Origin of the sequence: Fictibacillus tiangongensis (genome assembly GCF_048083785.1) — a bacterium.
Taxonomy (GTDB): domain Bacteria; phylum Bacillota; class Bacilli; order Bacillales; family Fictibacillaceae; genus Fictibacillus.
The window spans coordinates 1,585,219-1,598,597 of record NZ_CP182294.1 but is presented as its reverse complement, the minus strand read 5'-3'; the positions used below and the strand labels follow the sequence as shown (position 1 = coordinate 1,598,597).

The window sequence follows — 13,379 nt, the reverse complement described above, 5'->3', positions numbered from 1 at the left end:
AGCTCATATATGGGCTGTCTTTTTACTAATCATTCACATTATCTATAATAGGTCAGCAGCGATCTGAGCTAGAGATGAACGTTCTCCTTTTTCTAGACGAACATGACCACTCAGCGCTTGATCTTTAAACTTCTCTACTACATACGTTAATCCATTCGTAAACTCATCAAGATAAGGGTGATCGATCTGTTGAGGATCCCCTAAAAGAACGATCTTACTGCCTTCACCTACCCTTGTTAAGATGGTCTTCACTTCATGTTTCGTTAAATTTTGTGCTTCATCAATGATAATAAATTGGTCTGGCAAACTTCTTCCACGTATATAAGTCAGGGCTTCAACATGAATAGAACCTATTCCAGCTAGGATCTTTTCAAGTTCTCCTGATTTTTTTGTATTAAATAAATATTCTAAGTTGTCATAGACTGGCTGCATCCACGGTTTTAATTTTTCTTCCTTTTCCCCAGGCAAGTATCCAATATCTTTTCCCACCGGAACGATCGGACGAGCGATAAACAGTTTTATATAATCCTTTAAATCTTCTGTTTGAAGCAGAGCTGCCGCGAGAGTAATCAGTGTTTTTCCTGTTCCAGCTTTACCGATCAGCGTCACGAGGGGTAAATCTTTTCTGAGAAGTAACTCGAAAGCCATCTTTTGCTGCACATTTCTTGCTCGAATTCCCCATATTTGTTCTGAATCATATCGAAGCGGCTTTAACGTCTTCCCGTGTTCATCGACTTTTCCAAGAGCAGAAACCGATGATCTGAACACATCTTTTAAGATTACAAATTGATGAGGATGAAAAGAATGACCTGTCAACTCGATCAGTTGAAGTTCATTTTTTTCATAAAATTTATTCAACAGATCACCTTGTACATATATTTCTTTGTAACCTGTGTACGTTTGGTCATTCTTGTCTATAACTCGATCGCTCAGAAAATCTTCAGCTTCAATTCCAAGAGCGTCTGCTTTTACACGAACGAGCACATCTTTTGAGACAAGTATAACTTTGATTCCGCTTTTCTTTTCTTCTTCTTCCTGTTTAAGGTTTAGAGTTACAGCGAGAATTCGATTATCGTTCGTTTGTTCAACAAAGGTTTCCTGAAGCCTTTTGAAAGATTTATGATTAAGTTCTACACGAAGGGTACCCCCATTTTCAAGTGGAACTCCTTTATGAAGCTGTCCTTTCTGTCTGACTCTATCGATCAAACGAGAAACCTCACGTGCATTTCTTCCAATTTCGTCCATATAACGTTTTTTTGAATCCACTTCTTCTAACACGACTGCAGGAATGATTACTTCACTATCTCCAAAGGATTGTATGGAATACGGATCCTGCAACAGTACGTTCGTATCTAGGACGTATCGTTTATTCAACATTCAGCCTCCTGACTTAATGTGTTCTATAGATCGTTACTTAAGCATGTTTATGGACTGCCTATTAAAAATGTATGTACAAAGGAATAAAGTTAGAAGAATGTACAAAAAATAACGAAAATGAACTGGAAGGATGAATGTCATTGAAAATATTTCGAATCGCAGCCGTTCTTAGTGCAATATTCGTACTTTTTGGCTGCATGAACAATAATAATGATAATGCTCAAAATGACCAGAACACTCCTAGGCTTACAAAAGTGAACCAAACGGCAAACAGCAAAAAGCCTCACCAACCAAAAGGCTCTCAAGAGATATCGAGGCACCTAGTAGGATTAGCTACTGGAATTCCTGGTGTAGAGGATGCTACAGCAGTTGTATTAGGACCTTATGCCGTAGTGGGGATTGATGTAGATCGAAAGCTTGATAATTCTAAAGTTGGATCGATCAAATATTCAGTAGCTGAATCATTGAAAAATGATCCAAACGGAAAGAATGCTCTCGTTACAGCTGATCCTGATACAGTAGAAAGACTTCGTCAGATGGGTAAGCAAATCCGTCAAGGTCATCCGATCGGCGGAATCATGAAAGAGCTAGCAGGTATTGTTGGAAGATTAATGCCGCAAGTACCTCATAGCATTCAGACGAAAAAGCCATCTCCAACGGAAACAAACGATAGCCAATTATCAAAAAGAGAACAACAAGAGCTTAAAAACCAGCAACAAAAACAAGAAAAATCAGATAAAAACCAGCCTCAAAGATTGAATGAAACGTGATTTTTGAGAAACGAAAAGACTCATGACGCCTTAGCTCATGAGTCTTTTTTATATGTTAACACAGGGTTTTGTCGAAAATCGGATAAAAAATTTTATACTCGTCATTACGTCCGCTTTCTTAGGATAAAATAGAAATCACCTCGTATAAAACGATATGTGTTCGCTACTGAGAAATCCCGTTAATTTTGTTCACCTGAGAACTACCCATACTGCATTTTATAAAAAACTTTCTGTTACAACAATATCTACTCGCATACCAAGCATCGTTCATTTAATTTTCCAATTTCTTTATGGTATACTGTTTGAAAGAGGTGAAATACGATGCGTGTAAAATGCGTATTATGCGATACGATTGAAGTTATTGAAAATGAATGCTCCCTAGCAAAAAAACTAAGAAACCGTCCTATACACACGTTTATGTGCGAATCTTGCAGAGAACGCATAACGCGAAAAACCGCGGAGCGTGAAGCTACCGGTAATTTCACATTATATCGAAGCCCGGATACAAACAATGATTGGTAATAACATAAGGATTATTTCATGGATTTTATTTGGTACCATTGCCGGCATTCTGCTGGCTTGTTTTTTTTACATTCCAGAAGTGCTTTTTGAGATCAAACTTTACACATTTTTATTAAATATTGATTTCCTGACTCTTCCTGATTTCGTTCTCTATAATGAACCTTTTCAGTTTGTCCTTCATATCATCATTGCGATCTTCCTTATCGCTTTTGTAGATGTTATTTGCAAAGTTTATAACCATCCTTATCAGATCTCTTTGATCATCAACGGAATCATGTCTTTCACGTTCTTCCCTCTTTACCACTTAGCTGTTGAAAAACCATTTTCAGCCCCACTAACGTTACCTTTTCTCATTTGGCTGATCGGCCATATACTCTTTGCGATCATCATTGCTTTTTTCGTTAAACGATTGAACAAAAAAAGGAGTACTGATTAATCAGTACTCCTCGTTAAATCTTGGTTCACTTTGAATTCCTTCGTATAAAGCATCGATGCTGTCGATAAAAAACTTTTCAGTGTTTTCTTTGCCGTTCACATCATACATTACGATGTAAAACGGACCTGAAGTCGTTACTGCAGAAATGTTCACATGATGATCTTCTGTAAGGATCTCAGTGAAAAATTCAAAAGTCTCCTTAGCTGCTAGATCATGGGGTCTTTCTTCATGTACTTTTTTAATGCTCAACCAATTAGATAGAGCGTCAACAAGCTGCATAACGAACCCCCTATCAGCTTTTTTCTTTCTTGCTCTGATGAAGCCGGACTTTATAGATGATCAAAATGAGTGCAGCTACCATTAACCCTTCAGCGACCGGCAAACCGATACCGAAAAATGCTAGTGGCAAACATCCGATAATCAAAAACAAATAGATCACTACCGCTTTTAACGGCGGTAGTTTTTTTGCAAATCCCAACTTAAAAACAATGATGCTTAACACTGTTATGATGAGATATAACAGCAGAAAAGCTCTGACAGGGTCGTTCTCAATCCCTAGCAGCAATGCCATGGAGGACGAATCTTCCCCTGTCGCTTTCATGATTTCTTGTTCCTCCACGATTCCCACTCCCGATCGTTTTGTTAAGAAATACGTTTAGCCTTGAGCAAGTTTCTTTTTCTTTTCTACTCTTTCACGCTCGTTCTTATCAAGTACTTTCTTACGAAGACGGATGCTTTCAGGTGTTACTTCGCAATACTCGTCATCGTTCAAGTATTCTAATGCTTCTTCTAGTGACATGATACGAGGCTTCTTCATGCTTACTGTTTGGTCTTTGTTCGCAGAACGCATGTTAGTCATCTGCTTTACTTTTACGATGTTAACTGTAATGTCATTCTCACGAGTATGTTCCCCAACGATCATACCCATGTATACTTCTGTTCCTGGCTCAATAAAGATCGTACCACGGTCTTCAACACCCATGATTCCGTATTGAGAAGCTTTCCCGTTTTCCATGGAAACGAGTACACCTTGACGACGTCCACCAACGTTTCCAGCAACCATCGGCTGATAGCTGTCGAACGTGTGGTTTAGGATTCCGTAACCGCGTGTTTGTGTTAAGAACTCAGTTGTGTAACCGATCAGACCACGAGCAGGTACCATGAATTCAAGACGCACTTGTCCAGAACCATTGTTCACCATGTTCTTCATTTCACCTTTACGGTCTCCCAAAGATTCCATGATCGCACCTGTGTACTCTTCAGGGATGTCAATTTGAACATGTTCAACTGGCTCACATTTTACGCCATCGATTTCACGAACGATTACTTCAGGTTTTGATACTTGAAGTTCGAATCCTTCACGGCGTAGATTTTCAATCAAGATTGAAAGGTGAAGCTCACCACGACCAGAAACTGTCCAAACATCCGGTGAATCCGTGTTTTCAACACGAAGACTTACATCTGTTTCAAGCTCAGACATCAAGCGCTCTTCAATTTTACGGCTTGTTACATACTTACCTTCACGACCAGCGAAAGGTGAGTTGTTAACTAAGAAAGTCATCTTCAAAGTTGGCTCATCGATACGAAGAACAGGAAGCGCTTCTTCTTGACCTTCAGGACATACTGTTTCCCCAACGTTGATCTCTTCCATTCCAGAAACGGCGATTAAGTCTCCCGCTTTTGCTTCGTTGATCTCGATACGCTTTAATCCTAAGAAACCAAACAGTTTTGTAACACGGAACTTTTTAACGGATCCGTCAAGTTTCATTAATGAAACGGCTTGACCTACTTTGATCGTTCCACGGAATACACGGCCAATACCGATACGTCCAAGGTAGTCGTTATAATCTAGCATCGTAACTTGGAACTGAAGTGGCTCAGCACTGTTATCTTCTGGTGCAGGAATCGTGTCAATAATCGTATCAAGAAGAGCTGTCATATCTTCATCTTGCTTGCTTGGGTCCATTGAAGCAGTCCCTTTGAGCGCAGATGCATAAACAACAGGGAATTCTAATTGATCTTCTTCAGCACCTAGTTCAATAAATAGATCGATTACTTCATCTACTACTTCTTCAGGGCGTGCAAAATCACGGTCAATTTTGTTTACAACTACGATTGGTGTTAACTTTTGCTCTAGCGCTTTTTTCAAAACGAAACGCGTTTGAGGCATACAACCTTCATATGCATCGACAACAAGTAGAACACCATCAACCATTTTCATGATACGCTCAACTTCACCACCGAAATCGGCATGTCCTGGCGTGTCCATGATGTTGATGCGTTTCTCGTTATAGTTAATCGCTGTATTTTTAGCTAGAATTGTAATTCCGCGCTCACGTTCTAGAGCATTGGAATCCATAGCACGTTCATTAACTTGTTCATTGTCACGGAAAGTTCCTGACTGATGTAGCAATTTGTCCACCAATGTCGTTTTACCATGGTCAACGTGGGCAATAATTGCTATATTGCGTAAATCATCTCTTCTATTCAAAGTTATTCTCTCCTTATATCCTATCTCTTTTTCTTATCATTTTTTGTTCAACTCGACTATTATATCACAAATTTACAGAAAGGCTTTTTCTTTTTATGTAAATTCGGTACACTTAATACAGTATAGACAAGTTTTTGGCTTTGGAGGTCATCATGAATATTATTTTCTTTTTTATAGCTCTATTGACGGCATTTGCAATTTGCGGCATCGGAGTAGCTATTGGTGAAAAAAGCTGGCTGATCTTTCTTATATCGATCGTTTCTGTATTTTTACTTATGGGATATGGTTTTACTCTAAAAAAGAAGCAAAGAGAACGTTCATAATCGAACGCTCTCTTTTTTAAGACTCGTTTTATATTAAATGATCTAATATTTCTTTATGCAATCCAGGCTTTGCAGCCAGAATACTATTTTGTTCGAGAAGCTGAACAGGTTCACCGTCTGTTCGGCTTACAATTCCACCAACCTCATTCAAAAGGATCAAACCCGCCGCAAAGTCCCACGGTGATAGTCGAAGTGTCATATATGCATCTAGTCTACCGGATGCAACATAAGCAAGTTCGATCGCTGCAGATCCATATGAGCGAGTCCCTCTAGATTTTCTGATGATCTGCTGTACGTGTTCATGATTGATGCGTCTGTTCGGACTAACCCAAGTTGCATTAACACCAACTACAGATTCTGATAAAGTTACTTCTTCTAACTTCGGTAATTTCTTATCATTCAAATAAGCACCTTCACCCTCTTTAGCAAAATAAAGGTTACTTCCCTCCACATCGTAAATGAGTCCTAATTTCCCTATACCATCTTCATATATGCCTATAGAGATCGCAAAATTAGCTTGTTGATGAATAAAGTTTGTCGTTCCATCGATCGGATCGATAATCCAAATAACACCTTTGGAGTTCCCTTTTATTTCATCGCCATATCCTTCTTCCCCAAGTACTCTATGATCCGGGAAGGTTTGTTGAATCTTAGTGATGAAAAATTTCTCAATACTCTTATCCATATCTGTTACAAGATCAGCGATATGTGATTTATATGTAATCGTTAATGTGTTCTGAAAAGAATCTTTTAAGAGCTGTGCGGCTTCAAGTGTCCATGTCTTCAAGTGTTTCTCTACCGTAATCATTTCTTCGTTCGTCATGTTTTCACTCCTTACCTTTCTTATAGTATAAGTCAATTTCATTCTCTTCACAAAAAAACGAACCATCCGTTCATGATGGATTCGTTTTTGTTATCCGCTATCAGCTTGGATCATGCTTCTAATCTCACGAGCTCCAGCCTTAATCGTTCGAGCTTACGTTTCGATTCATTGATCTGTTTTTGATCTTTCGCTTTTAAAGCATCAAACAAAGTAGCTAGTTCATAATCAATCTCAAGTTTTAAGACAGGAATTCTTCTTTCTGCATCCGTTCTTTTCAAAGTGTTCATTACTTGTTTCATTTCACCGGCACATCCTTTCTTTTCTCGTTATCTTCTTTTCTTCATTTTATGAAGCAGCCATGTATATGGAAACGGCACTTTGCGGAATCTAATGCAAACATTTTTTTATAAAGCTTTTCATATGTTAAAATTCTTTGTAGCACTTGACGACCAGGAGGATTTTCAAATGACATTTAACGGATTCAATGATTCAGACTTTAAGGTTTTCCAAACGCAAGGACTTGATGAGCGAATGGAAGAAATCATCAACCAGATTCGGCCAAAACTAGAGGCCTTAGGTAATAAATATGCAGAAGAACTTACTGCTCTTACGGGAGAAGAGATGTTCTTTCACGTTGCTAAACATGCAAGAAGAACGGTAAATCCTCCAAAGGATACATGGGTAGCCTTCGCACCTAACAAAAGAGGCTATAAAATGTTGCCGCATTTTCAAATAGGACTTTGGGAAACACATGTATTTCTGTGGTTCGCGCTCATTTACGAAGCACCAATCAAGGATGCATACGGACAAATAATCCGAAAGAATATAAACAAGATTAAGAAGAATATACCAAACGATTTTGTGTGGTCTGATGATCATATGAAACCAGATAGCTTTCCACATCGTGAGGTGAAAAAGGAACGTCTTGAAGAAATGGCAACCCGTCTTAGCACTGTAAAAAAAGCAGAACTACTTTGTGGCGTTCGTATTGATAGAGATGAGGCTGTATCCATGACTGAGAATGATTGGTACGAACGAATTGATGAAACGTTTAAAACACTGTTGCCTCTATATGAGCTAAAAAAGAAGCTGTAGATAAAAAATAGTGGCAGGAAGCAGAATATCGCTGCTTCTTACCACTAGTATATTGCCGTACAACAGAAATGTATGGGTAAGTATCCTCATTGTTAGAAAAGTGTTAGAAAAGGTTGTTTAATTTTTGTTTAACGGTTTCAGCTTCCGCATTCATCCTGTTGAACAACTCTTCTACTGAAGGTACATCATTGATCCTTCCAATAATTTGTCCAGCCCAACCATAACCTTCTTTACTTTTTCCTTCATAGATTAATTTTTTATTCGCTTCTCCACTAATGAAATCTTTTAAGTGTTGATATGTACCACCCTTATTTTCTTCTTCTAAAATGTTAAGTGTGAAATCTGTTCGCAGCGTTCTGCCGGGCGCTCCTAATGTTCTCTTGATAACCACTGTATCTAATTCTGAGCTTTCAACCACAAGCTGTTTATATAAGGGATGTGCGTGAACACATTCTTCTGTCGCTATAAACCTCGTACCCATCTCAACCCCTTCCGCCCCGAGAGCAAGCGCAGCCATCAGTCCTTTGCCGTCACCTATACCTCCTGAGGCGATTACTGGAATTGAAACATTCTCCACAACTCTAGGAACTAAGACAAATGTTCCCGTGTCATCCTTCCCAATATGGCCACCGCCTTCTTGACCTACTGCCATAACAGCATCAGCTCCTAATTGTTCTGCTTTCACAGCTTGTCTGACACTTGATACAAGTACTAATGTTTTTATACCTGTATCTCTTAAACGGTCTAATACAGGCGCAGGATTCCCTCCTGTTACACTGATAACTTCAACCCCTTCTTCGATTGCCGCCTCAAGCATCTCTTCATACGGTCTTCCATGTTGTCCGATCGCAAAGTTAATTCCAAAAGGATTTGATGTTAATCTTTTTGTTCTTTGAATTTCAGTTTTTAACGCTTTTGAGTCTGGTAATGACATAGCTGTAATCTGACCTAGACCACCCGCGTTAGAAACCGCTGACGCAAGTTCAGAATACGCCAAGTATGCGAGCCCACCTTGTATAATCGGAAATTTAATATGTAAAAGTTCAGTCAGCCTAGTGTTCATTTATTTCCTCCTTGAAAATTAAATCATTTACTTACATCTTCATGCATTTTCTGTTATACTTCTTTTGTTTTATAAAAAGATGAAATTCATTATAAGTTAACAATAGATGAGGTGTAAAATACATTGTCTCAACACGAAACTCCTTTATTTACTGGTTTGCGTGAACATGCAAACAAGAACCCATTGCAGTTTCACATTCCGGGTCACAAAAAAGGACAAGGAATGGATGAAGAATTTAAAGATTTTATTGGACCGAACGCATTATCAATTGACCTGATTAACATTACACCATTAGATGACCTGCACCATCCAAAAGGAATGATAAAAAAAGCACAAGCACTTGCGGCACAAGCTTTTGGAGCAGATCACACTTTCTTTTCTGTACAAGGAACAAGCGGTGCCATCATGACGATGATCATGTCTGTCGTGTCACCAGGAGATAAGATTCTTGTACCTCGCAACGTGCATAAGTCAATCATGACAGCAATCGTTTTTTCAGGTGCAACACCAATTTTTATACACCCTGAAATCGATCCTGAGCTTGGAATCTCACACGGCATCACGCCAGACAGCGTAGAGAAAGCTTTGAATCAGCACCCTGACGCAAAAGCAGTACTGGTCATCAACCCGACATACTTTGGTTTTGCAGCTGACCTCAAGGGAATCGTTGATATTGCTCATCGGTTTGAAGTACCTGTTCTTGTAGATGAGGCACACGGTGTTTTGATCCACTTTCATGATCACATGCCGCTATCTGCGATGCAAGCTGGAGCAGACATGGCAGCAACAAGTGTTCATAAATTAGGCGGATCACTGACGGGAAGTTCTATATTAAACGTGAGAGAAGGTCTTGTATCACCAGAACGCGTGCAAACCATTCTTAGTATGATGACTACGACATCTACATCCTATATCCTTCTCGCTTCATTGGATGCAGCTCGCCGCCGCCTTGCAACTGAAGGGTATACACTTATTGAGAAAACGATACGACTTGCCAACGAAACACGAGCAAAGATCAATGATATTCCTAATTTATATTGTGTTGGTGAAGAAAAGCTTGGCACTTCTGCTACATTTGATTATGACCCATCTAAGCTTTTAATCTCAGTAAAAGATCTTGGCATTACAGGGTATGAAGCTGAAACATGGCTTCGTCAAAACTTTAATATTGAAGTAGAGTTATCTGATCTGTACAACATATTATGTTTGATCACAACGGCTGATCATGAAAAAGATACGATGGTCCTCGTTCAAGCGTTATCTCAACTTTCTGATGAATTAAGTCATTCAAAGAATGAAGAGATAAAATCGATACCTGTACATGTTCCAGATATACCAGTGCTCGCACTATCGCCTCGTGATGCATTTTACGCAAATACAGAGAGTGTACCTTTCGAAGAATCTGCCGGCAGGATTATCGCAGAGTTCGTAATGGTCTATCCGCCAGGAATACCGATCTTCATTCCCGGTGAAATCATCACGAAGGAAAATTTGGATTATATTAAAGAAAACCTTGAAGCCGGTCTACCCGTTCAAGGCCCAGAAAATGCAGATTTAAAGTATCTAAAGGTTATTAAAGAACAAGTAGCAATTCGATAATTATCCATTAAAAAAGAAGACCCATGAGGTCTTCTTTTCTTCTTACTTATCTAAGTTCGTTTGCTCTTGGCAATGCGGGCATGTGTTTGAATACAAAGTGGTCACTTTTTCCTCTTCAAAATGTTCAATTGTTGTTTCACAAGTTTGGCAAATGATTACTCCCATCCGTCCCATCTCCCTTCACATTTTGAAAGCGCTTACGTTTATATCCTTATAATATTATGTCACATTTACTTTGTCAACACATTTAGTATAACACATTAAAAAAATATGTTATTTAATCATATTGTTCTATCGTTTGGATGTTCGGTACAGCTTCTTCAAAGAAAAGCGCCAGATCCTCAGCTTCTTTAAGTGTTTTAATGTGAAAAGCCTGCTTGATATATTCAAGATTCCCTATATCATTTGAATCTAAAAGCGCTGACCTTCCTGTTTGCATGCATACTACTAAGGGTTTACCAAAAAACATATTCGTATAGACTATGCCAAAATCATACCTAACCGTATCTGTAGTAAAACCTACAAACCGGACATTCACGGACTCACTCTCGTCATACAACTTTTCAAACCATTCCATATTATACCCCTCCTCGTATGATTACCTCGTTCATCGATCGGGTCGTTCATTACTGGAATTAAATAAGTTATACTAATAAAAATGTCATTGAATGTAAGAGTAATTCCCTCATATAAGAAGTTTTAAACTTGATTTGTCAAAATCTTCTTAAAATATGATATACTATTAGTATGTTAATACGACGATAAAAATTACAAATTGGAGTGGATCAGATGTCTCAAAGCGCCTATGTCAAGCTTGTTCCCGCATCATTAAAACAAGTGATCACTATAGAGGAACTCAAAGACCTTCTGCTTTATTATCGTTCTATCACGACAAAAACAGGCGAACAATTATCATGGGGCTATGCAGACGCAGCTTTTCCATACACGATTGAGGAAAAGGAAGAAGCTGAAGGGAAATGGTTTTACTTAAAAGGATTAGATCAAAGAAAAAATAAATATATTTTAGTTGGTATCGGAACAGATAACTTTGAACAATGTTATATACAATTTACTTTAACTGACATCTCCACTCATGGCGATAAGGGGAAGGCGAATGAATTTTGTAAGTTTATCGCTTCAAAACTTAAGGGTGAACTACACCTATTTAACGGAAGAGTAATGTATTATTATCCCAAAAAGTAAAGAGGAACAAGGTTTTTTCTATAGGAAGTCCAATCATATGATTGGACTTCCTATTTTATTTTTACTACAATGTAAACTTTCGGGCCCTTAGGGGAAAATAAAATGAATACATATCATGAAAGGATGTGAAGAAATGAAAAAACAACCGAATATTGTTTTTATCGTTTCACTAATAATTTCTGTCGTTTTTGTTATCATAGGAAGTTTATTTCCTACCGAATTCCAAGCTAAGGCTACCGTTATTCAAAATTTCTTACAAGAAAAATTTGGATGGTTCTACCTGCTTTCAGCTACAAGCTTTTTAATCTTTGTATTATATCTAGCATTTAGTAAGTACGGAAAAATTAAACTTGGAGAGCCAGATGACAAGCCAGAGTACTCAACAATCACTTGGTTTGCTATGCTGTTTAGTGCTGGTATGGGTATAGGGCTTGTCTTTTGGGGTGTAGCTGAACCAATCAGCCACTTTTATACCCCACTTTCCGGAGAAGGAGGAAATGCTGCCTCTGCTCAAGCTGCGCTTCGATACAGCTTCTTTCATTGGGGATTACACCCTTGGGGAATCTACACGTTAATCGGATTGTCACTTGCTTATTTTAAGTTTAGAAAAGGTGCACCGGGATTGATCAGTGCAATATTCACACCATTGTTAGGAGACAGAGTTCATGGACCGATTGGTAAAACGATAGATATCGTTGCTGTATTTGCCACGATCTTTGGAGTTGCAACCTCTTTAGGACTTGGTGCTGTACAGATTAGTGGTGGAGTTTCTTATTTAACGAACATCTCAAATAACTTCACCACACAAATGATTATCATTGCCATCGTTACTGTATTATTTACTCTTTCTGCTCAAACAGGGTTAAACAAAGGGATAAAATATTTAAGTAACCTGAACATTATGATAGCTGTTCTATTAATGGCGTTCTTGCTTTTCGCGTCATCAACAAACTTTATCATGGATGTATTCGTACAATCTCTTGGTAACTATCTGCAGTACCTTCCTAGTATGAGTTTAAAACTCAGTCCGTTCAGACCTAGTGAAGCCGGCTGGATACAAGGGTGGACAGTCTTCTATTGGTCTTGGTGGATCGCATGGGCACCGTTTGTTGGTACATTTATCGCCCGAGTATCAAAAGGAAGAACAATTCGCGAATTTATAATGGGGGTATTGCTTGTCCCGACCGTTTTTGGAGCACTTTGGTTCTCGATTTTCGGCGGTGCAGCCCTACATTTAGAAATCTTTAATAATGTCGGTCTAAATAAGATCATTGCGGACAAAGGTACAGAGATTGCTCTTTTTGCGCTCTTTGAACATCTTCCGTTCGGAACGATCATGTCCATATTAGCTATTTTCCTGATCAGTACATTCTTCATTACATCTGCTGATTCAGCTACCTTCGTCCTTGGAATGCAGACAAGTGACGGTCGATTGAATCCTTCTTCTATGACAAAATTTATTTGGGGTATTGTTATAGCAGCGGCAGCTTCCATCTTGTTGTATACAGGAGGATTAGAAGGATTACAAACAGCATCGATCATCGCAGCTTTCCCATTTGCATTTGTATTGATCTTTATGATGATATCTCTTAAAAAGGCCCTTTCTGAAGAGACAAAATTAAAATAAGCTTTTATGGTATTCATTGTGGCTTCCCTACAGTAATTGATATGCGCTCA

At 38.6% G+C, this 13,379-nt stretch carries 17 protein-coding genes; 8 read left to right on the top strand and 9 right to left on the bottom strand.

Annotation, left to right across the window (positions count from 1 at the left end; all coding sequences use genetic code 11):
* Positions 1 to 42 precede the first annotated feature (42 nt).
* A complete protein-coding gene (locus ACNJYY_RS08755; RefSeq protein ID WP_416731417.1) occupies positions 43 to 1,377 on the bottom strand; it encodes a PhoH family protein in 1,335 nt (444 codons plus the stop codon).
* A 140-nt stretch (positions 1,378 to 1,517) separates the two neighbouring features.
* Between ACNJYY_RS08755 and ACNJYY_RS08750 the strand changes: the two genes are divergently transcribed.
* From ACNJYY_RS08750 to ACNJYY_RS08740, 3 genes are all read left to right on the top strand, one after another.
* Positions 1,518 to 2,147 (top strand): YhcN/YlaJ family sporulation lipoprotein, encoded by a 630-nt coding sequence (locus ACNJYY_RS08750; RefSeq protein ID WP_416731416.1) that lies wholly within the window; start codon positions 1,518 to 1,520, stop codon positions 2,145 to 2,147.
* A gap of 321 nt (positions 2,148 to 2,468) precedes the next feature.
* The gene (locus ACNJYY_RS08745; RefSeq protein ID WP_144701002.1) at positions 2,469 to 2,669 is read left to right on the top strand and encodes a YlaI family protein; all 201 of its coding nucleotides are present in this window, start codon (positions 2,469 to 2,471) and stop codon (positions 2,667 to 2,669) included.
* Positions 2,659 to 3,105 carry a hypothetical protein gene (locus ACNJYY_RS08740; RefSeq protein ID WP_416731415.1) on the top strand — a complete coding sequence of 149 codons (447 nt, stop codon included), beginning with the start codon at positions 2,659 to 2,661 and terminating at the stop codon, positions 3,103 to 3,105. Before ACNJYY_RS08745 ends, ACNJYY_RS08740 begins: the two co-directional genes overlap by 11 nt.
* Here the strand turns inward: ACNJYY_RS08740 and ACNJYY_RS08735 are convergent, their stop codons facing one another.
* The 3 genes from ACNJYY_RS08735 to typA all read right to left on the bottom strand — a co-directional run bounded on the left by ACNJYY_RS08735 (position 3,106) and on the right by typA (position 5,596).
* Complete coding sequence (locus tag ACNJYY_RS08735; protein WP_144701006.1) at positions 3,106 to 3,384, bottom strand: hypothetical protein; 279 nt, start codon at positions 3,382 to 3,384, stop codon at positions 3,106 to 3,108.
* Between the two features lie 13 nt (positions 3,385 to 3,397).
* Complete coding sequence (locus ACNJYY_RS08730; protein ID WP_231607497.1) at positions 3,398 to 3,676, bottom strand: YlaH-like family protein; 279 nt, start codon at positions 3,674 to 3,676, stop codon at positions 3,398 to 3,400.
* 84 nt (positions 3,677 to 3,760) lie between these two features.
* Positions 3,761 to 5,596, bottom strand: a complete 1,836-nt coding sequence (gene typA / locus ACNJYY_RS08725; RefSeq protein WP_197194509.1) for a translational GTPase TypA — start codon at positions 5,594 to 5,596, stop codon at positions 3,761 to 3,763.
* Positions 5,597 to 5,748: 152 nt separating this feature from the next.
* Here typA and ACNJYY_RS08720 point away from each other — a divergent pair, with 152 nt between their 5' ends.
* Positions 5,749 to 5,919, top strand: coding sequence for a DUF5325 family protein (locus ACNJYY_RS08720; RefSeq protein ID WP_416731414.1), 171 nt, complete (start codon positions 5,749 to 5,751; stop codon positions 5,917 to 5,919).
* Positions 5,920 to 5,947: 28 nt separating this feature from the next.
* Here the strand turns inward: ACNJYY_RS08720 and ACNJYY_RS08715 are convergent, their stop codons facing one another.
* Both ACNJYY_RS08715 and ACNJYY_RS08710 read right to left on the bottom strand, forming a co-directional pair.
* Positions 5,948 to 6,742 (bottom strand): inositol monophosphatase family protein, encoded by a 795-nt coding sequence (locus tag ACNJYY_RS08715; protein WP_144701010.1) that lies wholly within the window; start codon positions 6,740 to 6,742, stop codon positions 5,948 to 5,950.
* A gap of 110 nt (positions 6,743 to 6,852) precedes the next feature.
* Positions 6,853 to 7,041: a hypothetical protein gene (locus ACNJYY_RS08710; protein WP_066393326.1), complete on the bottom strand. Its 189-nt coding sequence runs from the start codon at positions 7,039 to 7,041 to the stop codon at positions 6,853 to 6,855.
* A 166-nt stretch (positions 7,042 to 7,207) separates the two neighbouring features.
* Here ACNJYY_RS08710 and ACNJYY_RS08705 point away from each other — a divergent pair, with 166 nt between their 5' ends.
* Positions 7,208 to 7,837 carry a YktB family protein gene (locus ACNJYY_RS08705; protein WP_416731413.1) on the top strand — a complete coding sequence of 210 codons (630 nt, stop codon included), beginning with the start codon at positions 7,208 to 7,210 and terminating at the stop codon, positions 7,835 to 7,837.
* A gap of 103 nt (positions 7,838 to 7,940) precedes the next feature.
* Here the strand turns inward: ACNJYY_RS08705 and ACNJYY_RS08700 are convergent, their stop codons facing one another.
* Positions 7,941 to 8,900 (bottom strand): NAD(P)H-dependent flavin oxidoreductase, encoded by a 960-nt coding sequence (locus ACNJYY_RS08700; protein WP_416731412.1) that lies wholly within the window; start codon positions 8,898 to 8,900, stop codon positions 7,941 to 7,943.
* Positions 8,901 to 9,023: 123 nt separating this feature from the next.
* Between ACNJYY_RS08700 and ACNJYY_RS08695 the strand changes: the two genes are divergently transcribed.
* Positions 9,024 to 10,499: an aminotransferase class I/II-fold pyridoxal phosphate-dependent enzyme gene (locus tag ACNJYY_RS08695; protein ID WP_416731411.1), complete on the top strand. Its 1,476-nt coding sequence runs from the start codon at positions 9,024 to 9,026 to the stop codon at positions 10,497 to 10,499.
* 42 nt (positions 10,500 to 10,541) lie between these two features.
* Here the strand turns inward: ACNJYY_RS08695 and ACNJYY_RS08690 are convergent, their stop codons facing one another.
* Together ACNJYY_RS08690 and ACNJYY_RS08685 are read right to left on the bottom strand one after the other, a co-directional pair.
* On the bottom strand, positions 10,542 to 10,664 hold the full coding sequence (locus tag ACNJYY_RS08690; protein ID WP_416731410.1) for a GapA-binding peptide SR1P: 123 nt from the start codon (positions 10,662 to 10,664) through the stop codon (positions 10,542 to 10,544).
* A 112-nt stretch (positions 10,665 to 10,776) separates the two neighbouring features.
* Entirely contained in the window at positions 10,777 to 11,076 is a 300-nt protein-coding gene (locus ACNJYY_RS08685) for a DUF3055 domain-containing protein (protein ID WP_137789786.1), read from the bottom strand.
* 212 nt (positions 11,077 to 11,288) lie between these two features.
* Between ACNJYY_RS08685 and ACNJYY_RS08680 the strand changes: the two genes are divergently transcribed.
* Complete coding sequence (locus ACNJYY_RS08680) at positions 11,289 to 11,702, top strand: DUF1885 family protein (protein ID WP_416731409.1); 414 nt, start codon at positions 11,289 to 11,291, stop codon at positions 11,700 to 11,702.
* A gap of 133 nt (positions 11,703 to 11,835) precedes the next feature.
* Positions 11,836 to 13,329 carry a glycine betaine uptake BCCT transporter gene (locus ACNJYY_RS08675; protein ID WP_416731408.1) on the top strand — a complete coding sequence of 498 codons (1,494 nt, stop codon included), beginning with the start codon at positions 11,836 to 11,838 and terminating at the stop codon, positions 13,327 to 13,329.
* Positions 13,330 to 13,379 lie beyond the last annotated feature (50 nt).

Coding starts and splice junctions, on each gene's coding strand:
- ACNJYY_RS08715 (WP_144701010.1), bottom strand. CDS start 6,742: ATGACGAACGAAGAAATGATTACGGTAGAGAAACACTTGAAGACATGG.
- ACNJYY_RS08740 (WP_416731415.1), top strand. CDS start 2,659: ATGATTGGTAATAACATAAGGATTATTTCATGGATTTTATTTGGTACC.
- ACNJYY_RS08710 (WP_066393326.1), bottom strand. CDS start 7,041: ATGAAACAAGTAATGAACACTTTGAAAAGAACGGATGCAGAAAGAAGA.
- ACNJYY_RS08735 (WP_144701006.1), bottom strand. CDS start 3,384: ATGCAGCTTGTTGACGCTCTATCTAATTGGTTGAGCATTAAAAAAGTA.
- ACNJYY_RS08745 (WP_144701002.1), top strand. CDS start 2,469: ATGCGTGTAAAATGCGTATTATGCGATACGATTGAAGTTATTGAAAAT.
- ACNJYY_RS08690 (WP_416731410.1), bottom strand. CDS start 10,664: ATGGGAGTAATCATTTGCCAAACTTGTGAAACAACAATTGAACATTTT.
- ACNJYY_RS08680 (WP_416731409.1), top strand. CDS start 11,289: ATGTCTCAAAGCGCCTATGTCAAGCTTGTTCCCGCATCATTAAAACAA.
- ACNJYY_RS08685 (WP_137789786.1), bottom strand. CDS start 11,076: ATGGAATGGTTTGAAAAGTTGTATGACGAGAGTGAGTCCGTGAATGTC.
- ACNJYY_RS08720 (WP_416731414.1), top strand. CDS start 5,749: ATGAATATTATTTTCTTTTTTATAGCTCTATTGACGGCATTTGCAATT.
- ACNJYY_RS08755 (WP_416731417.1), bottom strand. CDS start 1,377: ATGTTGAATAAACGATACGTCCTAGATACGAACGTACTGTTGCAGGAT.
- ACNJYY_RS08675 (WP_416731408.1), top strand. CDS start 11,836: ATGAAAAAACAACCGAATATTGTTTTTATCGTTTCACTAATAATTTCT.
- ACNJYY_RS08700 (WP_416731412.1), bottom strand. CDS start 8,900: ATGAACACTAGGCTGACTGAACTTTTACATATTAAATTTCCGATTATA.
- ACNJYY_RS08730 (WP_231607497.1), bottom strand. CDS start 3,676: ATGGCATTGCTGCTAGGGATTGAGAACGACCCTGTCAGAGCTTTTCTG.
- ACNJYY_RS08705 (WP_416731413.1), top strand. CDS start 7,208: ATGACATTTAACGGATTCAATGATTCAGACTTTAAGGTTTTCCAAACG.